18 protein-coding genes are annotated in these 25,661 nt (G+C 71.0%); 10 read left to right on the top strand and 8 right to left on the bottom strand.

The features are described 5' to 3' along the window. Positions 1-85: 85 nt before the first annotated feature. The 3 genes from ACFYPA_RS03950 to ACFYPA_RS03940 form a co-directional block, all read right to left on the bottom strand. Positions 86-922 carry an aldo/keto reductase gene (locus ACFYPA_RS03950; protein WP_359084616.1) on the bottom strand — a complete coding sequence of 279 codons (837 nt, stop codon included), beginning with the start codon at positions 920-922 and terminating at the stop codon, positions 86-88. Between the two features lie 155 nt (positions 923-1,077). Next, positions 1,078-2,877: an AMP-dependent synthetase/ligase gene (locus ACFYPA_RS03945; protein ID WP_389129341.1), complete on the bottom strand. Its 1,800-nt coding sequence runs from the start codon at positions 2,875-2,877 to the stop codon at positions 1,078-1,080. Positions 2,878-3,221: 344 nt separating this feature from the next. Beyond that, on the bottom strand, positions 3,222-4,124 hold the full coding sequence (locus tag ACFYPA_RS03940; protein WP_359084614.1) for a LysR substrate-binding domain-containing protein: 903 nt from the start codon (positions 4,122-4,124) through the stop codon (positions 3,222-3,224). Between the two features lie 117 nt (positions 4,125-4,241). On the opposite strand from ACFYPA_RS03940, the gene ACFYPA_RS03935 reads away from it, so the two are divergent. Next, positions 4,242-5,270 carry a bile acid:sodium symporter family protein gene (locus ACFYPA_RS03935; RefSeq protein WP_359084613.1) on the top strand — a complete coding sequence of 343 codons (1,029 nt, stop codon included), beginning with the start codon at positions 4,242-4,244 and terminating at the stop codon, positions 5,268-5,270. A 77-nt stretch (positions 5,271-5,347) separates the two neighbouring features. On the opposite strand, the gene fdhD is transcribed toward ACFYPA_RS03935, so the two are convergent. The 5 genes from fdhD to ACFYPA_RS03910 are packed head-to-tail and all read right to left on the bottom strand — an operon-like array spanning position 5,348 to position 11,930. Then, positions 5,348-6,196, bottom strand: a complete 849-nt coding sequence (gene fdhD, locus ACFYPA_RS03930) for a formate dehydrogenase accessory sulfurtransferase FdhD (protein ID WP_359084611.1) — start codon at positions 6,194-6,196, stop codon at positions 5,348-5,350. A gap of 4 nt (positions 6,197-6,200) precedes the next feature. Continuing rightward, positions 6,201-7,061 (bottom strand): 2Fe-2S iron-sulfur cluster-binding protein, encoded by an 861-nt coding sequence (locus tag ACFYPA_RS03925; RefSeq protein ID WP_359084610.1) that lies wholly within the window; start codon positions 7,059-7,061, stop codon positions 6,201-6,203. After that, the gene (locus ACFYPA_RS03920) at positions 7,058-8,920 is read right to left on the bottom strand and encodes an NAD(P)H-dependent oxidoreductase subunit E (protein WP_389129337.1); all 1,863 of its coding nucleotides are present in this window, start codon (positions 8,918-8,920) and stop codon (positions 7,058-7,060) included. The genes ACFYPA_RS03925 and ACFYPA_RS03920 overlap by 4 nt, the downstream gene beginning before the upstream one ends. Continuing rightward, entirely contained in the window at positions 8,911-10,851 is a 1,941-nt protein-coding gene (locus ACFYPA_RS03915; RefSeq protein ID WP_389129334.1) for a molybdopterin oxidoreductase family protein, read from the bottom strand. The genes ACFYPA_RS03920 and ACFYPA_RS03915 overlap by 10 nt, the downstream gene beginning before the upstream one ends. Beyond that, positions 10,848-11,930, bottom strand: coding sequence for a 2-dehydropantoate 2-reductase (locus ACFYPA_RS03910; protein WP_389130366.1), 1,083 nt, complete (start codon positions 11,928-11,930; stop codon positions 10,848-10,850). The genes ACFYPA_RS03915 and ACFYPA_RS03910 overlap by 4 nt, the downstream gene beginning before the upstream one ends. A gap of 177 nt (positions 11,931-12,107) precedes the next feature. Between ACFYPA_RS03910 and ACFYPA_RS03905 the strand changes: the two genes are divergently transcribed. The 9 genes from ACFYPA_RS03905 (at position 12,108) to ACFYPA_RS03865 (ending at position 25,557) form a co-directional block, all read left to right on the top strand. Continuing rightward, on the top strand, positions 12,108-13,058 hold the full coding sequence (locus ACFYPA_RS03905) for a beta-ketoacyl-ACP synthase III (protein ID WP_359084606.1): 951 nt from the start codon (positions 12,108-12,110) through the stop codon (positions 13,056-13,058). A 64-nt stretch (positions 13,059-13,122) separates the two neighbouring features. After that, entirely contained in the window at positions 13,123-13,800 is a 678-nt protein-coding gene (locus ACFYPA_RS03900; RefSeq protein ID WP_359084605.1) for a GntR family transcriptional regulator, read from the top strand. 282 nt (positions 13,801-14,082) lie between these two features. After that, positions 14,083-15,264: an ROK family transcriptional regulator gene (locus ACFYPA_RS03895; RefSeq protein ID WP_359084604.1), complete on the top strand. Its 1,182-nt coding sequence runs from the start codon at positions 14,083-14,085 to the stop codon at positions 15,262-15,264. Between the two features lie 219 nt (positions 15,265-15,483). Further along, positions 15,484-17,016, top strand: coding sequence for a sugar ABC transporter ATP-binding protein (locus ACFYPA_RS03890; RefSeq protein WP_359317888.1), 1,533 nt, complete (start codon positions 15,484-15,486; stop codon positions 17,014-17,016). Further along, positions 17,013-18,062, top strand: coding sequence for an ABC transporter permease (locus tag ACFYPA_RS03885; RefSeq protein WP_359084601.1), 1,050 nt, complete (start codon positions 17,013-17,015; stop codon positions 18,060-18,062). Before ACFYPA_RS03890 ends, ACFYPA_RS03885 begins: the two co-directional genes overlap by 4 nt. A gap of 77 nt (positions 18,063-18,139) precedes the next feature. Then, positions 18,140-19,180, top strand: a complete 1,041-nt coding sequence (locus tag ACFYPA_RS03880; protein WP_359084600.1) for a substrate-binding domain-containing protein — start codon at positions 18,140-18,142, stop codon at positions 19,178-19,180. 68 nt (positions 19,181-19,248) lie between these two features. After that, positions 19,249-20,487, top strand: coding sequence for a Gfo/Idh/MocA family oxidoreductase (locus tag ACFYPA_RS03875; protein ID WP_359317891.1), 1,239 nt, complete (start codon positions 19,249-19,251; stop codon positions 20,485-20,487). A 12-nt stretch (positions 20,488-20,499) separates the two neighbouring features. Then, positions 20,500-21,504, top strand: coding sequence for a sugar phosphate isomerase/epimerase family protein (locus tag ACFYPA_RS03870; RefSeq protein ID WP_359084598.1), 1,005 nt, complete (start codon positions 20,500-20,502; stop codon positions 21,502-21,504). A gap of 336 nt (positions 21,505-21,840) precedes the next feature. Beyond that, positions 21,841-25,557, top strand: coding sequence for a ThuA domain-containing protein (locus ACFYPA_RS03865; protein WP_359317894.1), 3,717 nt, complete (start codon positions 21,841-21,843; stop codon positions 25,555-25,557). The last annotated feature ends 104 nt before the right edge of the window (positions 25,558-25,661 follow it).

The following is a 25,661-nucleotide window of genomic DNA, read 5'->3' as shown; positions in this document are numbered from 1 at the left end:
TGTTCCCTTCCTGCGGCTCGTACGGCGAAAACCGCCGCCCGGCTCAGGGCCGGGCGGCGGTCACAGGTCTGTCAGCGGCGCTGCCTCAAGCGCCGGCGTTGAACTCGCCCGGGTTCGGGCCGAGCCGCTTGCCCTCGTCCAGCGCCGCGAACGCGGCCAGGTCGTCGGCGTCCAGCTCGAAGTCGAACACGTCGATGTTCTCCGCGATCCGCGACGGTGTCACGGACTTGGGGATCACCACGTTGCCCGTCTGGAGGTGCCAGCGCAGCACCGCCTGTGCGGGGGTGCGGCCGTGCTTGTGCGCGACCGCGACGACCGTCGGGACCTCCAGGAGGCCCTTGCCCGAACCCAGCGGGGACCAGGCCTCGGTCGCGATGCCGTGCCGGGCGTGCAGCGCACGCGACTCGGCCTGCTGGAGCTGCGGGTGCAGCTCGATCTGGTTCACGGCCGGCACCACGGAGGTCTCGCCCAGCAGGCGCTCCAGGTGCTCGGGGAGGAAGTTCGAGACGCCGATGGCCTTCGCGCGGCCTTCGGCGTAGATCTTCTCGAACGCCTTGTACGTGTCCACGTACGCGTCCTTGGCCGGCACCGGCCAGTGGATCAGGTACAGGTCGACGTAGTCGAGGCCCAGCTTGTCGAGGGAGGCGTCGAAGGCGCGCAGCGTCGCGTCGTGACCCTGGTCCGAGTTCCACAGCTTCGTCGTGACGAAGAGCTCCTCGCGGGCGACACCGGAGGCCGCGATGGCCTTTCCGGTGCCCACCTCGTTCTGGTAGATCGCGGCGGTGTCGATGCTGCGGTACCCGGACTCGATGGCTGCGGCGACCGCCGCCGTGGCCTCGTCGTCCGGCACCTGCCAGACTCCGAAACCGAGCTGCGGCATCTCGACGCCGTTGTTGAGGGTGAGGGAGGGGACCTGGCTCACGAGCGGTCGATCCTAACGTTGTGGGGTGGGACTCCCAGGATCAACGATCAAGACGGCCCGCGCATTCCCGTCCGCGCCCCGTTTCACCGGAACGGTACCCCCGGGGCGTGCCGCCGCGGCTCCGCGCGCGCGGAGCCGCTCGCGCGGCGGGGCCCTCAGCGGTAGAGCGCGTCCACCTCGGACGCGTACGCCACCTCGATCGCCTTGCGCTTCAGCTTGAGCGACGGTGTCAGCAGACCGTGCTCCTCGGTGAACTGGTGGGCCAGGATCCGGAACGTGCGGATCGACTCGGCCTGCGAGACCGCCGTGTTCGCGGCCACCACCGCGCGCCGGACCTCCATCTCCAGATCCGGATCCCGCACCAGTTCCCCGGGGGACAGCGGCTGCCGTCCCTGCATCGCGAGCCAGTGCTCCACGGACTCCTGGTCGACGGTGACCAGCGCCGCGATGTACGGCCGGTCGTTGCCGACCACGATGCACTGCGCCACCAGCGGGTGCGCCCGCACCCGCTCCTCCAGACCGGCCGGCGAGACGCTCTTGCCGCCGGAGGTCACCAGGATCTCCTTCTTGCGCCCGGTGATCGTCAGATAGCCGTCCTCGTCCAGGGCTCCCAGGTCGCCGGTGGCCAGCCAGCCGTCGTTGAGCACCGCGTCGGTCGACTTGGGGTCGCCCAGGTACCCGCCGAACACGTTGGCGCCGTGCACCCAGATCTCGCCGTCGTCGGCGATGTGCACCGTCGTACCGGGGATCGGCTGGCCCACCGTGCCGTACCGGGTGCGCTCCGGGGGGTTGGCCGTGGCCGCGGCGGTCGTCTCGGTCAGCCCGTACCCCTCGTACACGGTGACGCCGGCGCCCGCGAAGAACAGCCCGAGCTGCCGTTCCATCCCCGAGCCGCCCGACATGGCGTGCCGGATGCGGCCGCCCATCGCCTCGCGCACCTTCTTGTAGACGACCTTGTCGAAGAACTGGTGCTGCATCCGCAGCGCGGCGGACGGCCCGGGACCGGTGCCGAACGCCCGTGCCTCCATCGCCTCCGCGTGCTTCACGGCGATGTCGACGGCCTTGTCGAACGGCCCGATCCGGCCCTCGGTCTCGGCCTTGCGCCGGGCACCGTTGAAGACCTTCTCGAAGATGTACGGGACCGCGAGGATGAAGGTGGGACGGAACGACACCAGGTCCGGCATCAGCGCCTTCGCCGACAGCTCCGGCTGGTGGCCCAGCTTCACCCGGCCGCGGATCGCCGTGACCTCCACCATCCGGCCGAAGACGTGCGCCAGCGGAAGGAAGAGCAGCGTCGCCGCCTCGTCGCCCGGCCTGGAGTGGAAGACCGACTCCCAGCGGGACGCCATCGTCTCCGTCTCGAACATGAAGTTGGCGTGCGTGATCACACAGCCCTTCGGGCGTCCCGTGGTTCCCGAGGTGTAGATGACGGTCGCCACGGACTCGGGGGTCACCGCCCGCCGGTGCCGGTGCACGACCTCGTCGTCGATGTGGGCACCGGCCTCGACCAGCTCGGTCACCGCGTCGGCGTCCAGCTGCCAGAGCCGCTTCAGCTGCGGCAGCCGGTCGATCACCGACGCGACCGTCATCGCGTGGTCCTCGTGCTCGACCATGATCGCCGACACCTCGGCGTCGTGCAGCATCCACAGGACCTGCTCCGCCGACGACGTCGGATAGACCGGGACGGACTGCGCGCCCACCGCCCACAGGGCGAAGTCGAAGAGGGTCCACTCGTACCGCGTCCGCGACATCAGGGCGACCCGGTCGCCGAACCGGACCCCGTGGCCGATCAGCCCCTTGGCCAGCGCCAGCACCTCGTCGCGGAACGTCGCCGATGTGACATCCCGCCAGCGTCCGTCCGCATCTTTCCGGCCGAGCGCGACCCGGTGCGGATCCTCCTCGGCGTAGTCGAACACGACATCGGCGAGCCCGCCTACGTGGGGCGCGGCCGCCATGGGTGGGACAGTGAACTCACGCAATGACCTGCTCCTTGTGGCGCTCCGCACAGCGCCGTGACGCTACCCCACAGGACGCCGCCGCGGGAGGGCCGGGAACGGCCCCTTCCAGGTGCGGTACGCAGGGGGCAGGTGGTGAAATCCGGCCAGATGGGCAAGGCCCGGGCGTGCTTCCGACCATGGAGTAAGTGGCTCGCGCGTGAATCTCCACCGAATCTGTACGCCGCGATCACGCGGTTGTGTACGGATACGGGCGATCGGTCCGCATCCGCGGCGCCGACCGGGCCGGGCCGCTCCGGCAGGACCCGCCGCCTCCCGTGCATCCTCCCCCTCCCCGCGCCCCGTCATGCGCGCCCCTGCGCACTGATCGCACCCAGACCGCCGCGCGGCCGGACCAGGCGGTCGCCGCCCGCCAGGATCGCCGCGGCCAGCGCCTCCGCTGCCTGCTGCGCACCACCCCGCCGTCTGCCGTGCAGGAGGACGAAGTCCACGTCGCCGAGTTCCGGCAGCCCCGCCCCCGCCGGCACCGGGGCCAGCCCCGGCGGGACCAGACCGCGGCTGTGCGCCATCACTCCGAGCCCCGCGTGGGCGGCGGCGATCAGCCCGCTGAGGCTGCCGCTCGTGCACGCGATCCGCCACGAGCGGCCCTGCTCCTCCAGGACCTCCAGCGCTCGCGCCCGGGTGATGCCCGGCGGAGGGAAGAGGATCAGTGGCACCGGCCGTCCCGGGTCGATCCGCAGCTTGGGCGCACCGATCCAGACCAGAGCGTCCTGCCAGACCAGCTCCCCGTGCGTGTCACCGGTCCGCCGCTTGGCCAGCACCAGGTCGAGGCGGCCCGCGGCCAGGCGCTGGTGCAAGGTCCCCGACAGCTCGACGGTCAGTTCCAGCTCGACCTCCGGGTGGTCGCGGCGGAACGACTGGAGGATCTCCGGCAGCCGGGTCAGCACGAAGTCCTCCGAGGCCCCGAAGCGCAGCCGCCCGCGCAACCGGGTGCCGGTGAAGAACGCCGACGCCCGCTCGTGGGCCTCCAGGATCGTCCGCGCGAAGCCGAGCATCGCCTCACCGTCCACGGTGAGGTCGACCCGGTGCGTGTCCCGGGTGAACAGCTGACGCCCGGTCGCGTCCTCCAGCCGCCGCACGTGCTGGCTCACCGTGGACTGCCGCACTCCGAGCCGGCGGGCGGCCGCGGTGAAACTGAGCGTCTGGGCGACGGCGAGGAAGGTGCGCAGCTGCGCGGGGTCGTACATGGCACCACGCTATCGCGATCCGTGATCACAGTCAGAGCGGTATACGGGATTCCCGATGTCGGCGAGCGGGAGCAGGATGGGGAGGGCACGATTCCGACCGAGAGACACGTGGAGCACATGAGCCGCCGAACGCCGCAGTTGCCCTCCTGGCTGCCGGTCGACCCGTACATCCTGGCGTTGATCGGAACCGTCGTACTCGCGGCGCTGCTGCCGGCCTCCGGCACCGCCGCCGATGTGGCGGGAGGGGCCTCCACCGGGGCGGTCGCGTTCCTCTTCTTCCTCTACGGCGCACGGCTGTCCACCGCCGAAGCCCTCGACGGCCTCAAGCACTGGCGGCTCCACCTCACCGTCCTGGCCTGCACGTTCGTCGCCTTCCCGCTGCTGGGCCTGGCGAGCAGGGGACTCGTGCCGTACGTGCTGACGCCCCAGCTGCAGAGCGGCTTCCTCTTCCTCTGCCTCGTCCCCTCGACCATCCAGTCGTCGATCGCCTTCACCTCGATCGCCCGCGGCAACGTGCCCGCCGCGATCTGCGCGGGCTCCTTCTCCTCGATCGCCGGCATCTTCGTCACCCCGCTGCTCGCGGCGGCGCTCCTCGGCAACAGCGGCGGCGGCTTCTCCGCCGACGCCCTGCTGAGGATCGGCGTCCAACTGCTGCTGCCGTTCGTCGCGGGCCAGCTGCTGAGGCGCCGGCTGAGCGGCTTCCTCGCCCGGCACAGGAAGGTCCTCGGCTACGTCGACCGCGGCTCGATCCTGCTGGTCGTCTACACCGCCTTCAGCGAGGGCATGGTCGCCGGCGTCTGGCACCAGGTCACCCCGGCGCGGCTCGGAGCTCTGCTCGGCGCCGAGGCGGTGCTGCTCGCGCTGATGCTCATGGTGAGCTGGTACGGGGCGAAGCGGCTCGGCTTCGGCCGGGAGGACCGCATCGCCATCCAGTTCGCCGGCTCCAAGAAGAGCCTCGCCTCGGGACTGCCGATGGCCAGCGTCGTGTTCGGCGCGCAGGCGGGCCTCGCCGTGCTGCCGCTGATGCTCTTCCACCAGATGCAGCTCATGGTGTGCGCGGTGATCGCGAAGCGGCGCGCCCGGGACCCGCGGGAGGAGATCTCTCCGGACGGGGCGGTGGCGCGGGAGACCGCCCCGGTGGGCTGAGGGTTCGTCGGAGGCCGGCCGGCGCAGGGGGCGCTCCCCGCCGGCCGACCCCCGACCCGTGCAGCGGTCGGAGCTCCTCAGCCCTGGACGGCCGTCGCCTCCAGGGCGATGCGGTGCTCGCCCGCGTACACGTTCATGGAAGGACCCCGCAGGAAGCCGACCAGGGTCAGGCCGGTCTCGGCCGCCAGGTCGACCGCGAGGGACGACGGCGCCGAGACGGCCGCCAGCATCGGGATGCCGGCCATCACCGCCTTCTGCGCGAGCTCGAACGAGGCCCGGCCCGAGACCAGCAGGATCGCCCGGGACAGCGGCAGCCGCCCGTCGGTCAGGGCCCGGCCCACCAGCTTGTCGACCGCGTTGTGCCGGCCGACGTCCTCCCGTACGTCGATCAGCTCACCCGTCTCGGAGAAGAGCGCCGCCGCGTGCAGACCCCCGGTCCGGTCGAAGACCCGCTGCGAGGCGCGCAACCGGTCGGGGAGGGCGGCCAGCAGCTCGGGTCCGACGCGGACCGGGGGAGTGTCGGCGACCGGGTGCCGGGTCGTGGTGCGCACGGCGTCCAGGCTGGCCTTGCCGCACAGACCGCAGGAGGACGTCGTGTAGACGTTGCGCTCCAGCGTGATGTCGGGGACCACCACACCGGGGGCGAGTTGCACGTCCACCACGTTGTACGTGTTCACCCCGTCGGCCGTCGCCCCGGCGCAGTACACGATCGACCGCACCTCGGAGCCTTCGCCGATCACGCCCTCGCTCACCAGGAAGCCGGCCGCGAGCGCGAAGTCGTCGCCCGGGGTGCGCATCGTGATGGCGAGCGGCTTGCCGTTCAGCCGGATCTCCAGCGGCTCCTCGGCGACGAGGGTGTCCGGGCGGGTGGAGACCGCTCCGTCCCGGATGCGGATGGTGCGGCGGCGCTCGGTGACCCGTCCCATGAAGTCAGACCCGATTCTGTACGTGTTGGAAGCCGAAACGACCCTTGATGCAGAGGTTGCCGTGGGTCACCGGGTTGTCGTGCGGCGAGGTGACCTTCACGATCTCATTGTCCTGCACATGGAGGGTGACGTTGCAGCCGACTCCGCAGTACGCGCAGACGGTGGTGGTCTCCGTCTGGGCCGGCTCGTCCCACGTCCCGGCCGCCCGCATGTCGAACTCGGTCCTGAAGGACAGCGCTCCGGTCGGGCACACCTCGATGCAGTTGCCGCAGTAGACGCACGCCGAGTCGGTGAGCGGCACCCCGTGCTCGGTCGAGACGCGGGCGTCGAAGCCGCGGCCCGCGACCGCGATCGCGAAGGTGTTCTGCCACTGCTCGCCGCACGCGTCGACGCACTTGTAGCACTGGATGCACTTGTCGTAGTCCCGGACGTAGAGGTCGTTGTCGACCTTCGGCTCCTCGTTGAGGCGCGCCGCGTCGGCGCCGAAGCGCCCGGGCTTCGCCTCGTACTCCTTGATCCACCCGGCGGCCCGCGGCGTCGTCGACAGATCGGTGGACGAGGCGAGCAGTTCCAGGACGACCTTGCGGCTGTGCCGGGCCCGCTCGCTGTCGGTGAGCACCGTCATGCCCGCCTCGGCCCGGCGCGAGCACGCCGGGGCGAGGGTGCGGGCCCCGGCCACCTCGACTACGCAGACCCGGCAGGCGTTCTTCGGGGTGAGCGTGTCGCCCTGGCACAGGGTCGGGATGTCCTTGCCCGCGGCCCGGCAGGCGTCCAGGATCGTCGAGCCCTCGGGGACGCGGGTCTCCCGGCCGTCGAGCGTGAACTCGATCAGCCGGCGCGGGAGCTGGAGCGGTACAGCGGTCACTGGTAGACCCCCAGACGGTCGATGGCGGACTCGACGGCATTCCACGCGGTCTGACCCAGACCGCAGATCGACGCGTCACGCATGGCCTGCCCGACCTCACGCATCAGCGCGATGTCGTCGGCGGCCGCGGCACCGGTACGGTCCATGATCCGGTGCAGCGCCTCTTCCTGCCGGACGGTCCCGACCCGGCACGGCACGCACTGCCCGCACGACTCGTCGCGGAAGAACCCGGCGATCCGCAGCAGGATGCGGGGCAGCTCGACCGATCCGTCCAGGACCAGTACGACGCCGGAGCCGAGCGTCGTACCGGCGGCCCGCGTGCCCTCGAAGGTGAGCGGGATGTCCAGCTCGTCGGGGCGCACGAAGCCGCCCGCGGCGCCGCCGAGCAGAACCGCGCGCAGATCCCGCGGCGGGCCGGCGAGCTCCAGCAGTTCGCGCAGACTCGCGCCGAACGGCAGCTCGTAGACCCCGGGCACGGTCACCTGCCCCGATACGCAGAACAGCTTGGTGCCGGTGGAGGCACCGGTGCCGGTGGCCGCGTAGGCGGCGGCGCCGTGCTCCAGGATCGGCAGGACGTTGACGAGCGTCTCCACGTTGTTGACGGCGGTCGGCTTGCCGAAGAGGCCCTTCTCCACCGGGAACGGGGGCTTGGACCGCGGTTCGCCGCGCTGTCCCTCGATCGAGTTGAAGATCGCGGTCTCCTCACCACAGATGTACGCGCCCGCGCCCCGTCGGATCTCGATGTCGAAGGCGTAGCCCTGGCCCAGGATGTCCGGGCCGAGCAGCCCCCTGGCGCGGGCGGCGGCCAGGGCGTGGCTCAGGCGTTCGTACGCCCGGGGGTACTCGCCGCGCAGGTAGACGAAGCCCCGCCGGGCGCCGGTGGCGTAACCGGCCACGGTCATCGCCTCGACGAGGGCGTACGGGTCGCCCTCCATCAGCACCCGGTCCTTGAAGGTCCCCGGCTCGCTCTCGTCCGCGTTGCACACGAGGTAGTGCGGGGTGTCGGGCTGCGCGGCCGTGGCCTCCCACTTGCGGCCGGTCGGGAACGCGGCGCCGCCCCGGCCGACGAGGCCCGCGTCCAGCACCTCGCGGATGACGCCCGCGGGGCCGAGGGCGAAGGCGCGGCGCAGGGCGGTGTAGCCGCCGCTTGCCCGGTAGTCGTCGAGGGACGCGGGGTCCGTCGTGCCGACGCGCTTGAGGAGGACGAGGTCCGGGTGGCCGGCCTGGGGGACGGCGGCTTCCGGTGGGGGCTCGGTGGGCACGTCGGCGGGGCAACGGGCCGCCGAGGCGAGGGCGGCCGGGGTGGCGGGGGCGATGACCGCTGTGCGGTGAGGGGCGGCGCTCGTGGGCGACGGCTCGCCCGCCTGGATCAGCAGCGCCGCCGGGGCCCGCTCGCAGAGGCCCAGGCACGGGCTCTCCTGCCAGACCGCGCCTTCCGCGGGCGTGCCCGCCGGGCCCAGGCCCGCCGTCAGCCCTGCGGCGGCCTCGGCCGAGCCGCGGGCCGCGCAGGCCAGGTCCGTGCAGACGTGGAGGACCTTCGCCGGGCGGGGGCGCAGCGAGAACATCGCGTAGAACGTCGCGACGCCGTACGCCTCGGCGGGGGCCACCGTCAGCCGACGGCAGATGTAACCGAGCGCGCCCTCGCTGATCCAGCCGATCCGGTCGTTCACCGCGTGCAGGGCGGGCAGCAGCTGGTCGCGCCGGTCCTTCGCGGCCGAGGCGCCGCCCCGCGCCCAGTGCAGGTCCTCGCCGCTACGGGTCGTGCCGCCGTCCCAGCCGGACGGCGCAGGACCCAACAGCCCGTCCACTGCCTCCCGTTCGGCGTCCGTCGCGACGGCGTCCGTGTGTTTCAGGTCCATGCGGGCACCAGCTTCTCGATCCTGACGGCGGAGGCCTTGAACTCGGCGGTGCCGGCGATCGGGCAGTTCGCCTCGATCGTCAGCGCGTTGGTGTCGACCTCGTCCGGGAAGTGCATCGTCATGAAGGCGAGCCCCGGGCGCAGCCCGGGATCGATCCACACCGGCGCGGTGACACTGCCCCGGCGCGACGACACCCGCACCTCCTCGCCGGTGGTGACTCCGTAGGCGACCGCGTCCTCGGGGCACAGCTCGATGTACTCGCCACGCCGCAAGGGCGACGCGTAACCACTGCTCTGCACACCGGTGTTGTACGAGTCGAGGCGGCGGCCCGTCGTCAGGCGCAGCGGGTACGCCTCGTCGGTGAGGTCGACCGGCGGATCATGTGCGACGAGGCCGAAGGGGGCGGCCGGGCCGCGGCGTACCGGATCGGTCTCCCAGAGGCGGCCGTGCAGGAAGCTCGACGGGAGCCTGTCCGTGTCGGGGCAGGGCCACTGGAGGCCCTGGTGCTCCTCCAGCCGGTCATATGTCATCCCGAAATGGTCGGGGGAGAGCGAGCGCAGCTCGTCCCAGACGGTCTCGGCGTCGGTGAACGTCCAGTCGTGGCCGAGGCGCCGGGCCAGGGCGCAGATGATGTCGATGTCCTCCCGGGCCTCGCCCGGCGGCACCAGGGCCGCCCGTACGCGCTGGACCCGGCGTTCGCTGTTGGTCGTCGTGCCGTCCGTCTCGGCCCAGGCGGCCGTCGCGGGCAGGACGACATCCGCGAGTTCGGCGGTCCTCGTCAGGAAGATGTCCTGGACGACCAGGTGGCCGAGGGACCGCAGCCGCCGTACCGCCTGCTCGCTGTCGGCCTCCGACTGCGCCGGGTTCTCGCCGACGCAGTACACCGCGCGCAGCTCGCCGCTCTCCATGGACTCGAACATCTCGGTGAGCGTCTTGCCGTACCGGGGCTGGATGACGGCGTTCCAGGTCCGCTCGAACTTGTGCCGCGAGGCGTCGTCGAGGATGTCCTGGAAACCGGGCAGCTTGTTGGGGATGGCGCCCATGTCGCCGCCGCCCTGCACGTTGTTCTGGCCGCGCAGCGGCTGGACGCCGGAGCCGTACCGGCCGACGTGCCCGGTGAGCATCGACAGGTTGATCAGCGCGCGGACGTTGTCGGTGCCGTTGTGGTGCTCGGTGATGCCGAGTGTCCAGCACAGCTGGGCCCGTTCGGCGGTGGCGTAGGCGTGGGCCAGATCGCGGATGGCCTCCGCGGGCACCCCGGTCACCTGCTCGGCGGCCGAGAGCGTCCACGGTTCGACGAGCGCGGCGTACTCCTCGAAACCCGTCGTCGCGCGGTCCACGAACGTCTGATTGACCAGACCCGCATGGATGATCTCGCGGCCGATGGCGTGGGCGAGGGGGATGTCCGTCCCGACGTTCAGGCCGAGCCAGCTCTCCGCCCACTGGGCCGTCGAGGTGCGGCGCGGATCGACGACGTGCATGCGGGCGCCGTTGTGGACGCCCTTCAGTACGTGCTGGAAGAAGATCGGGTGCGCGAAGCGGGCGTTGGAGCCCCACATCACGATGAGGTTCGTGTGCTCGACCTCCTCGTACGAGGAGGTGCCGCCGCCCGAACCGAAGGCGGCGGAGAGCCCGGCGACGCTGGGGGCGTGGCAGGTGCGGTTGCAGGAGTCCACGTTGTTGGTGCCCATGACCACCCGGGTGAACTTCTGCGCCACGTAGTTCATCTCGTTGGTGGCGCGGGAGCAGGACAGCATCGCGAAGGCATCGGGGCCGTGATCCCGGCGGGCCTGCCGGAACCCGGCAGCCGCGCGGTCCAGGGCCTCGTCCCAGCTCGCCCGGCGCAGAACACCGTCCGTGCCCCGGACGAGGGGGTGCGTCAGCCTTTCGTACTGCTTGGGCGCGCGTCGCTTGCGGTGGTCGCTCATCATGCGCTCCCTGCCGGCGCCGCTGCGCCCGAGGAGGTGGAGGCGAGGAGGTCGGCGAGCGCGTGGACGGCGCGCAGCGTCGGGACGGGGGCCCCGGCCAGGTCGGCCAGTTCGACGACGGCCGCGAGCAGCACGTCGAGTTCGAGGGGCTTGCCCTTCTCCAGGTCCTGGAGGGTGGAGGTCTTGTGGTCGCCGACGCGTTCGGCGCCCGCGATGCGCCGTTCCACGGAGATCTCGGGCCGGCAGCCGACAGCGGCGGCGACGTCGAGGGTCTCGCGCATCATCGACTCCACGAGCGCGCGGGTGTCGGGGTGGCGGCAGATCTGGCCCATGGTGGCCCGGGACAGGGCGCTGATCGGATTGAACGAGATGTTGCCGATCAGCTTGATCCAGATGTCCTTGCGCAGATCCGCCTCGACGGGACACTTGAGCCCGCCCGCGACCATGGCCTCGCTGAACTCGTGGCAGCGCCGTGACAGGGTCAGGTCGGGCTCCCCGATGGCGAACCGGGTCCCTTCGAGATGGCGGACGACGCCGGGCGCCTCGATCTCCGTCGCCGCGTAGACGACACAGCCGATGGCCCGCTCGGGCGGCAGCGTGGAGCTGACCGTGCCGGCCGGGTCGACGCTGTGGATGCGACGCCCCGCGTGCGGGCCGGCGAGGCCGTGGAAGTACCACCACGGGATGCCGTTCTGCGCGGCGACGACCGCCGTACGGTCGTGCAGCAGCGGGTGGACCAGGGGGCCCGACGCCGCGTAGGAGTGGGCCTTGAGCCCGAGGAACACGAAGTCGACGGGGCCGACGTCCGACGGGTCGTCGGTGGCCGAGGGACGTGCGGTGAAGTCGCCGCGGGGGCTGAGGACGCGTACGCCGTCACGGCGCATGGCGGCCAGATGCGGCCCGCGGGCGATGAGATGGACGTCGGCGCCGGCGCGGTGGAGCGCGGCCCCGACATAGGCACCGATAGCGCCGGCACCGACAACTGCGACTTTCACGGGGCTCTCCGTCCGGTAGCTGACCGAGCGAGGCTGGAGCGGGGAAGCAGCGGCACGTGCGGGGGAAGCGGAGGAGCTGAGGGGCAGCTTGCGACTGTCTGGTCGACAGAATATTGTCTACAGTATGCTTTCCGGTTCGGTCAAGGCTGTTGTCAGGCCCTCCAACCTCCGGCCGGTATTCCTGTGGGATCACGTGCCCCTGTACCGGGCGGTAGCGACCAAGACTGGATGGTTCCTGCCATATGTAGCGAGGGGAACCTGAACATGACCGGCTCACGTGTCGTGGCGCTCGGCCACTATCAGCCCGCCAAGGTGCTCACCAACCACGATCTGGCGGCCATGGTCGACACCAGCGACGAGTGGATCACCAGCCGTGTCGGCATCAAGACCCGGCACCTCGGCGGCCCCGACGAACCGGTGGACGAGCTGGCGGCGCACGCGGCGGCCAAGGCACTCGCCGCTGCCGGCCTCCAGCCGGCCGACATCGACCTGGTGCTGGTCGCCACCTCCACCGCGATCGACCGCTCGCCGAGCATGTCGGCCCGGGTCGCCGCGCGCCTCGGTATGTCCTCGCCCGCGGTGATGGACATCAACGTGGTCTGTTCCGGTTTCACCCACGCCCTCGCCACCGCCGACCATGCCGTCCGGGCGGGCGCCGCCACGCGCGCGCTCGTGATCGGCGCCGACAAGATGGGTGACATCGTCGACTGGACCGACCGCTCCAGCTGCGTCCTGATGGGTGACGGCGCCGGTGCCGCCGTCGTGGTCGCCGACGCCGGCCAGGACGGCCGGCCGGGCATCGGGCCGGTGCTGTGGGGTTCCGTGCCGGGGATGGGGGACGCGGTACGGATCGAGGGCACGCCGCCGCGCTTCGCCCAGGAGGGGCAGTCCGTCTACCGCTGGGCCACCACACAGCTCCCGCCCATTGCCCGCAAGGTGTGCGAAAAGGCGGGAATCACCCCCGAGGATCTGGCCGCGGTGGTGCTGCATCAGGCCAATCTGAGGATCATCGAACCCGTCGCCAGGAAGATCGGCGCCATCAACGCCGTCATCGCCCGGGATGTCGTGGATTCCGGCAACACGTCCGCGGCCTCGATCCCGATGGCCCTGTCCAAGCTGGTGGAGCGGGGCGAGGTCGCCACCGGCGCTCCGGCGCTGCTTTTCGGCTTCGGCGGGAACCTCAGTTACGCGGGACAGGTGATCCGCTGCCCCTGAGGGGCGCTGTGCTCGGTAGACTGTAGACGATAAGCAATTGCTCGTCGCCCGGAGGGGGACCGCGATGTTGTCCACAGGACTGCCGCCAGGGGCCGTGCCCAAGCTGGAACGGCCCGGCCCGCTGCGTGAGCGCGTCTACGAGGCGCTGCTCGAACTCATCACCACGCGGGCGCTCCGCCCCGGCCAGCACCTGGTCGAGAGCGAGCTGGCCGGGCATCTCGGCGTGTCGCGGCAGCCGGTGCGTGAGGCGTTGCAGCGGCTCAACACCGAAGGATGGGTCGACCTGCGGCCCGCCCAGGGTGCGTTCGTCCATGAGCCCACGGAGGAGGAGGCGGACCAGCTCCTCTCGGTCCGTACGCTCCTGGAGGCCGAGGCGGCCCGCCTCGCCGCCGCCAACTCCGGCACGGCGGGCATCGCCGCCCTGGAGGAGCTCTGCGCCAAGGGGGAGCAGGCCGTCGCCGACGACGACGTGGACCTCGCGGTGGCGACGAACGCCGCCTTCCACGCCAAGGTCATGGAATTGGCCGGCAACGTGGTCCTCTCCGAACTGGCCGGGCAGGTGGACCGCCGGGTCCGCTGGTACTACACCCCCGTCGCGCGGCAGCGCGGCACCCAGTCCTGGACCGAGCACCGCTCCCTGATCGGCGCGATCTCCTCGCGCGACGAGGAGCGGGCGACCGCGATCATGCGGACCCACACCGAGCACACCCGTCAGACGTACCACCAGCGCGAAGAGGCGTGAGGGGCTTTCGTCTGGATCAGGCTGGGCTCGCGAGCCCGATCCAAACGAAAGCCCCTCACGCCCCACCCCCCACGTCCCCGATCGCCGGCGCGGCCGCGATCGGGGACGTTTCCGTGTGACGGCCCGGCGGGGCGGCCCCCTCGCACCCCCCTTTGTCCTCAGGGTGGAGAAAGTTGTAGTGGATTCCTGCGCAACTTCTTCCCACTCCCGGCAACCGCTGCTACGTTCCCCTCCAAAGCCCGACGGACAGGCCGATGTGGCGGGGAGGGGCGCGTGAGACGGATGACGGCACGACCCGCGAATGCGCATCAGGCGCGACTGCTTCGGCTGTTGCGCGACGGCGGGCCCAACTCACGGGCACAGCTGGGGGATCAGGTCGATCTCTCCCGCTCCAAGCTCGCCGTCGAGGTGGACAGACTGCTGGAGACCGGCCTTGTCGTGGCCGACGGACTCGCCGCATCCCGCGGCGGGCGTCGCTCGCACAACATCCGGCTCGCCCCGGCCCTGCGCTTCCTCGGCGTCGACATCGGCGCCACATCGGTCGATGTGGCGGTCACCAACGCGGAGCTGGAGGTCCTGGGCCACCTCAACCACCCCATGGACGTACGCGAAGGGCCCGTTGCCATCTTCGAGCAGGTGCTGGCCATGGCGGCCAAGCTCCGGGCCTCCGGGCTCGCCGAAGGGTTCGACGGCGCGGGCATCGGCGTACCGGGACCGGTCCGCTTCCCCGAAGGCATCCCGGTCGCACCGCCGATCATGCCCGGCTGGGACGGCTTCCCGGTCCGCGAGGCGCTCAGCCAGGAACTGGGCTGCCCCGTCATGGTCGACAACGACGTGAACCTGATGGCGATGGGGGAGCAGCACGCGGGCGTCGCCCGCTCCGTGGGCGACTTCCTCTGCGTCAAGATCGGTACCGGCATCGGCTGCGGCATCGTCGTCGGCGGAGAGGTCCACCGCGGGACGACGGGCAGCGCCGGCGACATCGGCCACATCCAGGTCGAACCCGACGGCCGCCCCTGCGCCTGTGGCAACCGGGGCTGCCTGGAAGCACACTTCAGCGGCGCCGCACTGGCCCGCGACGCCGAGGACGCGGCTCGCGCCGGTCAGTCCCTGGAACTCGCGGCCCGGCTCGAGGCGTCCGGGAAACTCACCGCCGTCGACGTCGCGGCAGCCGCGGCCGCCGGCGACGCCACCTCGCTCGACCTGATCCGCGAAGGCGGCAACCGGGTCGGACAGGTCATCGCGGGACTCGTCAGCTTCTTCAACCCCGGTCTGGTGGTGATCGGCGGCGGGGTGACCGGACTGGGCCACACGCTGCTGGCCAGCGTCCGGACCCAGGTCTACCGGCAGTCCCTGCCGCTGGCCACCGGAAACCTCCCCATCGTGCTCGGCGAGCTCGGACCCGCGGCCGGAGTCATCGGCGCGGCCAGGCTCATCAGTGACCACCTCTTCTCACCCGCCTGATCCTTCACCCGCCCCACCCTCCACCGCCCCACCCTCCACCGCCCCGCCCTCCACCGGCCCGCGTCAGGGCCCGACGGCAACAAAGGCACCGCCCCGCGCCCAGGCCGGGGTCCGGGGAGCACCCCCGGGACCGCACTGCGCCCTGCCCGCTCACCGGCCCTTCCCCCTGCCTCCGGACTCGCCCGCGCAGGGGCACCCCATCCGCCGAGGGGATTCGTCATGGCTCCAGAACCACCGCTGCTCACCATGTCCGGCATCACCAAGTCCTTCCCCGGTGTGCGCGCCCTCGACGGCGTGGACCTGGAGGTCCAGGCCGGCGAAGTCCACTGCCTCCTCGGCCAGAACGGCGCCGGCAAGTCCACGCTCATCAAGGTCCTCGCCGGGGCCCACCAGCCCGACGACGGCGAGATCACCTGGCGCGGCGCCCCTGCCGTACTCAAGTCGCCGATCACCGCGATGCGCCTCGGGATCGCCACCATCTACCAGGAACTCGACCTGGTCGAGGGCCTGTCGGTCGCCGAGAACGTCTTCCTGGGCCACGAACCCACCAGCGCCGGCTTCGTCGTCCGCACCCGCGAGGGCCGCACCGCGGCCGCCGCCCTCCTGAGACGGCTCGGCCATCCGGAGATCGACCCCGCCCGCGCGGTCGGTGAACTCTCCGCGGCCCAGCAGCAGATCGTCTCGATGGCCCGGGCGCTCTCGCACGACGTACGCCTGATCGTGATGGACGAGCCGTCCGCGGCCCTCGACCCCGACGAGGTCGACAACCTCTTCCGGATCGTCGCCTCACTCACCGCCGACGGCGTCGCCGTCGTCTACATCTCGCACCGCCTGGAGGAGATCCGAAGGATCGGCGACCGGGTGACCGTGCTCAAGGACGGCCGGGCCGTCGCGGTCGGACTCCCCGCCGAGTCCACGCCGACACGCGACATCGTTGCCCTGATGACCGGCCGCAACGTCGAGTACGTCTTCCCGCCCCGGCCCGAAGCCGCTCCCGACGGCGCCCCGCAGGCCCCCGCCCCGGTCCTCACGGTCCAAGGCCTCACCAGGAAAGGTGAGTTCGACCCCGTCGACCTGGAGTTGAGGCCCGGCGAGATCGTCGGCCTCGCCGGCCTCGTCGGCTCCGGGCGATCCGAGATCCTGGAGACCATCTACGGCGCCCGCAAGGCCACCGCCGGACGGGTCACGGTCGCGGGCAGGCCGCTGCGGCCCGGCAGCGTACGCGCCGCGGTCGCCGCCGGCATCGGCCTGGCCCCGGAGGAACGCAAGGCACAGGCCCTGCTGATGCTCGAATCCGTCACCCGCAATGTCTCGGTCTCCTCCATGTCCCGTTTCTCCAGAGCGGGTTGGCTCGACCGGGGAGCGGAGCGCAAGGCGGCCCGCGCCGCCACCCGCGAACTCTCCCTGCGCCCCGACAACCCGGACACACCCGTCCGCACCCTCTCCGGCGGCAACCAGCAGAAGGCGGTCCTCGCCCGCTGGCTGCTGCGCGGCTGCCGGGTGCTGCTGCTCGACGAACCGACCCGCGGGGTGGACGTCGGCGCCCGCGCCGAGCTCTACGCCGTGATCCGCCGGCTGGCCGACGAAGGCCTCGCCGTCCTGCTCGTCTCCAGCGAAGTGCCCGAAGTCCTGGGCCTCGCCGACCGGGTGCTCGTCCTGCGTGAGGGCCGCGTGGTCCATACGGCGGACGCCGGAGAGCTCGACGAGCACCGCGTACTCGACCTCGTGATGGAAGGGAGCCCGACGTCATGACGCAGCCCGTCTCATCGGCGCAGCAGAGCGGGCCGGACAAGGGCGCCGCGCCCGTGACCGCCCCCGCGTCCCCGAAGAAGGACGGATCCCCGCGCACCTTCGGGCTGCGCGCGGACGTCCGCAACCTCTCCCTGCTCGGCGTCCTCGCCGCACTGGTGGTGGTCGGCGGGATCACCGAACCCGACGCCTTCCTGGACACCGGGAACCTCCAGCTCATCCTGACCCAGGCATCCGTCATCGGTGTCGTCACCGTCGGCATGACCTTCGTCATCATCGGCGGCGGCATCGACCTGTCCGTCGGCGCCATGGTCGCCCTCGCCTCCGTCTGGGCGACGACGCTCGCCACCCAGGACTTCGGCTTCGCGGGCATCCTCTTCACCGCCGTCCTGGTCGGTCTCGGCGCCGGACTCGTCAACGGGGTGCTGATCGCGTACGGCAGGCTGGTGCCGTTCATCGCGACGCTGGCGATGCTCGCGTCCGCCCGCGGACTGGCCCTGAACATCACCGACGGCAAGACGCAGATCGTCACGGTCAAGTCGGTCCTGGACCTGGGACTGCCGGACGCGTACGTCCTCGGCATCCCGCCGCTGGTCATGCTGTTCGCCGCGGTCACCGTCGTCGGCTGGCTGGTGCTGAACCGTACGACCTTCGGCCGCCGCACGGTCGCCGTCGGCGGCAACGCGGAAGCGGCGCGGCTGGCCGGCATCGATGTCCGCCGGCAGCGGCTCTACCTCTACCTGCTGTCCGGGCTCTGCTGCGGCATCGCCGCCTTCATGCTGATCATCCTGTCCGGCTCCGGCCAGAACACCAACGGCAACCTGTACGAGCTCGACGCCATCGCCGCCGCGATCATCGGCGGCACCCTGCTCAGCGGAGGCCGCGGCACCATCGTCGGCTCCGTCCTGGGCGTCCTCGTCTTCACCACGATCACCAACATCTTCGCGCTCAACAACCTGCAGAGCGATGTCCAGCAGATCGCCAAGGGCGCGATCATCGTCGCCGCCGTCCTCGTCCAGCGCCGGACGTCGGCCCACGGAGAGACCTGACCCCCCGTCTCTCTCTCCCCCCCCGCACGACCCCCTGTTCGCATCCCACGCCGCAATGGATGAAGGGTTTGACAGCCATGCCAGAAACCAGTCGCAGAGGACTGCTCTTCGGAACCGCCGCAGTCTCCGCGGGCGCCCTCCTGACCGCCTGCACCAGCAACGAGCCCAAGGAGAAGAACACCGCCGCGCAGAGCGACGCGCCCGCCGCGGACGACAAGCCGGGCAAGCCCGTCACCATCGGCTTCGCGGGACCGCAGGCCGACCACGGCTGGCTGAACGCCATCAACGAGAACGCCAGGTCGCGGGCGAAGAAGTACTCCGAGGTGACCCTGGAGACCACCGAGGGCTCCAACGACACCGCCGCGCAGATCGGCCAGGTCAAGACCCTCATCAACAAGAAGGTCGACGTCCTCATCATTCTCCCGGCCGACGGCAAGGCGCTCACGCAGGTCGGACTGGAGGCCATGCGGGCGGGCATCCCCGTCATCAACCTGGACCGCATCTTCGCCTCCCCGCAGGCGTACCGCTGCTATGTCGGTGGAGACAGCTACGGCATGGGTCTCAACGCCGGTACGTTCATCGGCGAGAAGCTCAAGGGCAAGTCGAACGCCAAGGTCGTCGAGCTGGCCGGCATCGACAGTCTGGAGCTCACCAAGCAGCGCAGCCAGGGCTTCGCCGACGCGCTGAAGAACTACTCCAACATCGAACTGGTGGCCCGTCAGGCGGCCGACTTCACCGTCGAGTCCGGCCAGGCGAAGATGTCCCAGCTCCTCCAGGCGCAGAAGCAGTTCGACGCCCTGTGGAACCACGACGACGACCAGGGCGTGGGCGCGCTCCGCGCGATCCAGCAGGCCGGCCGCGACGAGTTCCTGATGGTCGGCGGGGCCGGGGCGAAGTCCGCCATGGACGCCATCAAGGCCGACAACAGCGTGCTGAAGGCCACCGTTCTCTACCCGCCGACCATGGCGGCCTCCGCCGTCGACCTGGCCCGCGCACTCGGCCAGGCCAAGGGCGTGGCGGGCCTCGCGGAGCTGGAGATCCCGACCAACCTCACCCTGTACTCCGCCGTGGTCACCAAGGACAACGTCGACCAGTACCTGCCGACGGGCTTCAACTGAGCCGTCCCGCGGGAGGGTGCTGACCCTCCCGCCGCACCGACCGAACCACCGACGAGGAGGAAGCCCGGATGGCCCGTAGGGAAGAGACGGAGCAGGAGGCGGCCGCGCCGCCGACGCACCGGCCGATGGCGAGCGCACCGACGCTCGGGGTCGGCATGGTCGGATACGCGTTCATGGGCGCCGCCCACTCACAGGGGTGGCGCACCGCGGGCCATGTCTTCGAGCTGCCGATGAGGCCGGTGCTCGCCGCGATCTGCGGACGCGACCGTACGGCGGTCGAGGCGGCCGCCGACCGGCACGGCTGGGCGGCGGTGGAGACCGACTGGCGGGCCCTGATCGCACGGGACGACGTCCAGCTCGTCGACATCTGCACCCCCGGCGACAGCCATGCGGAGATCGCCATCGCCGCCCTGGAGGCGGGCAAGCACGTGCTGTGCGAGAAGCCGCTGGCCAACACGGTCGCGGAGGCGGAGGCCATGACCGAGGCGGCGGCGCGGGCCGCCGCCCGCGGCCAGACCGCGATGGTCGGGTTCAACTACCGCAAGGTGCCGGCCCTCACCTACGCCCGCACGCTCATCGCCGAGGGCCGGCTCGGCACCCTGCGGCACGTCAGGGCCACCTACCTCCAGGACTGGCTGGTCGACCCGGCCTCCCCGCTCACCTGGCGGCTGAAGAAGGAGCACGCCGGCTCCGGCGCGCTCGGCGACCTCGGCGCGCACATCGTGGACCTCGCCCAGTACCTGGCGGGGGAGCTGCTGGTGGGGGTCTCGGCCGTGAGCGAGACCTTCGTCCGCGAACGCCCGCTGCTCGCCGGCCCGTCGGGGGGTCTGGGCGGCGTCGGGGCAGCCGGGGAGTCCGGCACGGTGACCGTGGACGACGCGGCGCTGTTCACCGGCCGGCTCGCCTCGGGCGCCCTGGCGTCCTTCGAGGCGACCCGGATGGCGGCGGGGCGCAAGAACGCGCTGCGCCTGGAGATCAACGGGGAGCTCGGCTCGCTCGCCTTCGATCTGGAGCGCCTGAACGAACTGTCCTTCCACGACCACACCGAGCCCGCCACCACGGCCGGCTTCCGGCGCATCCTGGTCACCGAGCCGGAGCATCCGTACCTGGAGGCGTGGTGGCCGCCGGGGCACGCACTCGGTTACGAGCACACGTTCGTCCACCAGGCCCGAGACGCGGTGCGGACGATCGCCGAAGGGGCGGCTCCCGTACCCTCGTTCGCCGACGGGCTCCAGGTGCAGCGGGTGCTGGCGGCGGTGGAGGAGAGCGCCGCGAAGAACTCCGTCCTCACTCCCGTACAGCTGTAGGAGGTCCTGCGCATGCCCCGTCCCTTCACCCTGTTCACCGGTCAGTGGGCCGATCTCCCACTGGAGGACGTCTGCCGGTACGCCCGTGACTTCGGCTACGACGGCCTCGAACTCGCCTGCTGGGGAGACCACTTCGAGGTGGACAAGGCCCTGGCCGATCCCGGCTATCTGGACAGCCGGCACCAACTGCTCGACAAGTACGGGCTGAAGTGCTGGGCGGTCTCCAACCACCTGGTCGGCCAGGCCGTCTGCGACAGCCCGATCGACGAGCGTCACCAGGGAATCCTGCCCGCCAGGATCTGGGGTGACGGGGAGCCCGAGGGGGTGCGCCGCCGGGCCGCGCAGGAGATCAAGGACACCGCGCGGGCGGCAGCCGCCTTCGGCGTGGACACGGTCATCGGCTTCACGGGCTCGTCGATCTGGCACCTGGTCGCGATGTTCCCGCCGGTCCCGCCGCACATGATCGAGCGGGGGTACGAGGACTTCGCGGAGCGCTGGAACCCGATCCTCGACGTCTTCGACGCGGAGGGCGTGCGGTTCGCCCACGAGGTGCATCCCAGCGAGATCGCGTACGACTACTGGACGACGCACCGCGCGCTGGAGGCGGTGGACCACCGGCCGGCGTTCGGGCTGAACTTCGACCCGAGCCACTTCGTCTGGCAGGACCTGGACCCGGTGGGCTTCCTGTACGACTTCCGGGACCGGATCTACCACGTCGACTGCAAGGAGGCCCGCAAGCGCCTGGACGGCCGCAACGGCCGGCTCGGCTCCCACCTGCCGTGGGGCGATCCGCGGCGCGGCTGGGACTTCGTCTCGGCGGGGCACGGGGACGTGCCGTGGGAGGACGTGTTCCGGATGCTGCGGTCCATCGGGTACGAGGGTCCGGTGTCGGTGGAGTGGGAGGACGCCGGGATGGACCGGCTGGCGGGGGCGCCGGAGGCGCTGGCGTCGCTGAAGCGGTTCGATTTTGACCCGCCGAGCGCGTCGTTCGACGCGGCGTTCGGGGGCAACGGCTGAGAGGCGGGGGTCCGGGGACTCCGCCCCCGGACCCCCGCTCCTCGAGCACCGGAGGGGCTCGATCGTGCCCGGCGGCACCGCACACGCCGCTGGGCCGCTCCTCCCTGCCCACACTCCTCTTTGTCCTGGCCAAGGAAAAAGTTCAACAACTTCGCTGCGCAAGGGCTTTCCGTCCCGGACGAACAGGTCTACCGTTTTAGACGTGTACATGACATAGGCCACTGTCATACCCCCGTCACCGACGCCGCACAGGCCCGGCTGACCTGCGCGGCAGTCCCCGCGCTTCACCGCACGGCAGCACCCGCCCGTACCACCGGCACTCTCCGGAGGACACTCGTGCACAGAACAAGAAGCAGGACCCGGACAAGGCTCCGCGTCCGCAAATCCCTCGCCCTGTTCACCGGCGGCCTCCTCGCCGCCGCCACCCTCAGCCTGAGTGCCGCCTCGGGCACGGCCGTCGCCCACGAGGAACCCGCACCGGCCCCGGCGGCCGAGGACTTCCAGCAGGTCACCCTCGCCAAGGGCGCGGCCGAGACCGGCGAGCCCATGTCGCTCGCCGTGCTCCCCGACCGCAGCGTGCTGCACACCTCGCGCAGCGGCGAGCTGCGCATCACCGACAGTGCCGGCAACACCAGGATCTCCGGCGTCATCCCCGTCTACTCGCACGACGAGGAAGGTCTCCAGGGCATCGGGGTCGACCCGGACTTCAGCGAGAACCGGGCGATCTACCTCTACTACGCGCCCCCGCTGGACACCCCCGCGGGCGACGCCCCGGAGACGGGCACCGCCGCGGACTTCGCCCCGTTCGACGGGGTCAACCGGCTCTCCCGCTTCGTCCTCAACGAGGACGGCACCCTCGACCTCGGCAGCGAGAAGAAGGTCCTGGACGTCAAGACGTCCCGGGGCATGTGCTGCCACGTCGGCGGTGACATCGACTTCGACGCCGACGGCAACCTGTACCTGTCGACCGGAGACGACACCAACCCCTTCGCCTCCGACGGCTTCACCCCCATCGACGAGCGCCCCGACCGAAACCCGGCGTTCGACGCCCGCCGCTCCGCCGGCAACAGCAACGACCTGCGGGGCAAGATCCTCCGCGTCAAGGTCGCGGACGACGGCTCGTACACCGTCCCGGACGGCAACCTCTTCGCGCCGGGGACGGACAAGACCCGCCCCGAGATCTACGCGATGGGCTTCCGCAACCCGTTCCGCTTCACCGTCGACAAGCCCACCGGCATCGTCTACGTAGGCGACTACGGGCCCGACGCCGGCGCCGCCGACCCCAAGCGCGGACCGGCCGGACAGGTCGAGTTCGCCCGGGTCACCAAGGCCGGCAACTTCGGCTGGCCTTACTGCACCGGGGCCAACGACCCCTACATGGACTACGACTTCGCCACCAAGACCTCCGGCGCCGCCTTCGACTGCGCGGCCCCGAAGAACACCTCGCCGCACAACACCGGCATTGTCGACCTGCCGCCGGCCCAGGCCGCCTGGATTCCGTACGACGGCGGGTCCGTCCCGGAGTTCGGCACCGGCTCGGAGTCCCCGATGGGAGGACCGGTCTACCACTACGACGCGGACCTCGACTCGCCCGTGAAGTTCCCCGAGGCGTACGACGGAGACTTCTTCGCCGGCGAGTTCGGCCGGCAGTGGATCAAGCGCATCGAGCAGGACGCCGATGGCAAGGTCCAGTCCATCAACGACATCCCGTGGTCCGGCACCCAGATCATGGACATGGCCTTCGGACCCGACGGTGCGCTGTACGTCCTGGACTACGGCCTCTCCTGGTTCGGTGGCGACGAGCACTCCGCGCTCTACCGCATCGAGAACGCCACCGGGGGGCGCTCCCCGATCGCCGAGGCCGCGTCGAACAAGACGTCGGGCACGGCTCCCCTGAAGGTGCAGTTCTCCTCCGCCGGCACCGCCGACGGTGACGGCGACGCCCTCACGTACGCCTGGGACTTCGGCGACGGAGGAACCTCCACCGCCGCGAACCCCACCTACACGTACAAGAAGAACGGCACCTACACCGCCACCGTCACCGCGAAGGACCCCTCCGGGCGCACCGGCTCGGCCAGCGTGCACGTGACCGTCGGCAACACGGCACCCAAGGTGAGCCTGGAACTCCCGGGTGACGGCCAGCTGTTCACCTTCGGCGACGACATCCCGTTCAAGGTGACCGTGACCGACCCCGAAGACGGCACGATCGACTGCTCCAAGGTCGAGGTCCGCTTCGTGCTCGGCCATGACAGCCACGGCCACCCCATCACGACGGAACACGGCTGCACCGGCACCATCAAGACCGAGATGGACGGCGGGCACGACCCGAACGCCAACATCTTCGGAGTCATCGACGCCTCGTACACCGACGGCGGAGGTGGCGGCCAGGCCGCGCTGACCGGCCACGACCAGTCGCAGCTCCAGCCGCGCCACCGCCAGGCCGAGCACTTCAACGCCTCGTCCGGCATCAACACCTTCGACAAGGCGAACGCCGAGGGCGGCAAGACCGTCGGCGACATCCACAACGACGACTGGATCTCCTTCAAGCCGTACATCCTGGGCGACTCCACCAAGCTCACCGCCCGGATCTCCTCCGGCGGCGTGGGCGGCTTCCTCGAAGTGCGCACCGGCTCGGCGACGGGCAAGATCCTCGGCTCCGCACCGGTGCCGGTGACCGGCGGCTGGGAGACCTTCCAGGACATCGACGTCCCCCTGCGCGGCGCCCCGAAGAAGGCCACCGAACTGTTCCTGGTGTTCAAGGGCGGCGAGGGCGCGCTCTACGACATCGACGACTTCGAGCTCTCCAACACCCCGCCCGACAAGACGGCCAAGCGCGTCCTGGTCTTCTCCAAGACCGCCGGCTTCCGCCACGACGCGATCCCCGAGGGGATCGCCGCCCTGAAGGAACTCGGCAAGGGCAGCAACATCACGGTCGACGCCACCGAGGAGGCCGGTCAGTTCACCACGGCCAACCTCGCCCGCTACGACGCCGTCGTCTTCATGTCGACGACGGGTGACGTCCTGAACGGCGACCAGCAGAAGGCCTTCGAGAACTACATCGCCACCGGCGGCGGCTACATGGGCGTCCACGCCGCCGCCGACACCGAGTACGACTGGGCGTTCTACGGCGGACTCGTCGGCGCCTACTTCTCCGGCCACCCCGCCATCCAGCCCGTCACCGTCCGCGTCGAGGACCACAAGCACCCGGCCACCGCCCACCTCGGCGAGGCCTGGGAGCGGACCGACGAGCTGTACAACTACCGCACCAACCCGCGCGACAAGGTGAAGGTCCTCGCCACGCTCGACGAGACCACCTACACCGGCGGCACCATGAAGGGCGATCACCCGATCACCTGGTGCCAGGCCTACGAGGGCGGCCGCTCCTTCTACACCGGCCTCGGCCACACCAAGGAGTCGTACGCCGACGCGGACTTCCGAAAGCTCCTCCTCGGCGGGGTGCGGTACGCCGCCGGCCAGGTCAAGGGCGACTGCAAGCCCAGCACCGGCTACCGGTCGATCTTCAACGGCGAGACGCTCGAAGGCTGGAAGCAGGCAGGACCCGGCACGTTCGACGTCGTCGACGGCGAACTGCGCTCCCAGGGCGGCATGGGCCTGCTCACCTACCAGGCCAAGGAGCTGAAGTCGTACTCCCTGAAGCTCGACTGGAAGATGGCGGGCGACGACAACTCCGGCGTCTTCGTGGGCTTCCCGGAGTCCGACGACCCCTGGTCCGCGGTGAACAACGGCTACGAGGTCCAGATCGACGCCTCCGACGCCGTCGACCGCACCACCGGCTCCGTCTACACCTTCAAGGCGGCCAACATCAAGGCACGCGACCAGGTGCTGAGGCCGCCGGGCCAGTGGAACAGCTACGAGATCAAGGTGCAGGGTGAACGGCTCCAGATCTTCCTCAACGGAGTGAAGATCAACGACTTCACCAACACCGACCCGGTCCGCAGCCTCAAGGACGGCTACATCGGCCTCCAGAACCACGGGGCGGACGACCAGGTCTCCTTCCGCAACATCCAGCTGAAGGAACTGCCCTCGGCGTAGGGCGGCCACCCGGCCGGGGGGGGGGGGGGGGGGGGCCCCCCCCCCCCCCCCCCCCCCCCCCCCCCCCCCCCCCCCCCCCCCCCCCCCCCCCCCCCCCCCCCACG

Source organism: Streptomyces sp. NPDC005775 (assembly GCF_042871565.1).
Taxonomy (GTDB): Bacteria; Actinomycetota; Actinomycetes; order Streptomycetales; family Streptomycetaceae; genus Streptomyces.
The sequence above is the reverse complement of the archived record's forward strand: the minus strand, read 5'-3'. Positions and strand labels throughout refer to the sequence as shown.

Coding starts and splice junctions, on each gene's coding strand:
- ACFYPA_RS03945 (WP_389129341.1), bottom strand. CDS start 2,877: ATGGCGGCCGCGCCCCACGTAGGCGGGCTCGCCGATGTCGTGTTCGAC.
- ACFYPA_RS03940 (WP_359084614.1), bottom strand. CDS start 4,124: ATGTACGACCCCGCGCAGCTGCGCACCTTCCTCGCCGTCGCCCAGACG.
- ACFYPA_RS03935 (WP_359084613.1), top strand. CDS start 4,242: ATGAGCCGCCGAACGCCGCAGTTGCCCTCCTGGCTGCCGGTCGACCCG.
- fdhD (WP_359084611.1), bottom strand. CDS start 6,196: ATGGGACGGGTCACCGAGCGCCGCCGCACCATCCGCATCCGGGACGGA.
- ACFYPA_RS03920 (WP_389129337.1), bottom strand. CDS start 8,920: ATGGACCTGAAACACACGGACGCCGTCGCGACGGACGCCGAACGGGAG.
- ACFYPA_RS03915 (WP_389129334.1), bottom strand. CDS start 10,851: ATGATGAGCGACCACCGCAAGCGACGCGCGCCCAAGCAGTACGAAAGG.
- ACFYPA_RS03905 (WP_359084606.1), top strand. CDS start 12,108: ATGACCGGCTCACGTGTCGTGGCGCTCGGCCACTATCAGCCCGCCAAG.
- ACFYPA_RS03900 (WP_359084605.1), top strand. CDS start 13,123: ATGTTGTCCACAGGACTGCCGCCAGGGGCCGTGCCCAAGCTGGAACGG.
- ACFYPA_RS03895 (WP_359084604.1), top strand. CDS start 14,083: ATGACGGCACGACCCGCGAATGCGCATCAGGCGCGACTGCTTCGGCTG.
- ACFYPA_RS03890 (WP_359317888.1), top strand. CDS start 15,484: ATGGCTCCAGAACCACCGCTGCTCACCATGTCCGGCATCACCAAGTCC.
- ACFYPA_RS03885 (WP_359084601.1), top strand. CDS start 17,013: ATGACGCAGCCCGTCTCATCGGCGCAGCAGAGCGGGCCGGACAAGGGC.
- ACFYPA_RS03880 (WP_359084600.1), top strand. CDS start 18,140: ATGCCAGAAACCAGTCGCAGAGGACTGCTCTTCGGAACCGCCGCAGTC.
- ACFYPA_RS03875 (WP_359317891.1), top strand. CDS start 19,249: ATGGCCCGTAGGGAAGAGACGGAGCAGGAGGCGGCCGCGCCGCCGACG.
- ACFYPA_RS03870 (WP_359084598.1), top strand. CDS start 20,500: ATGCCCCGTCCCTTCACCCTGTTCACCGGTCAGTGGGCCGATCTCCCA.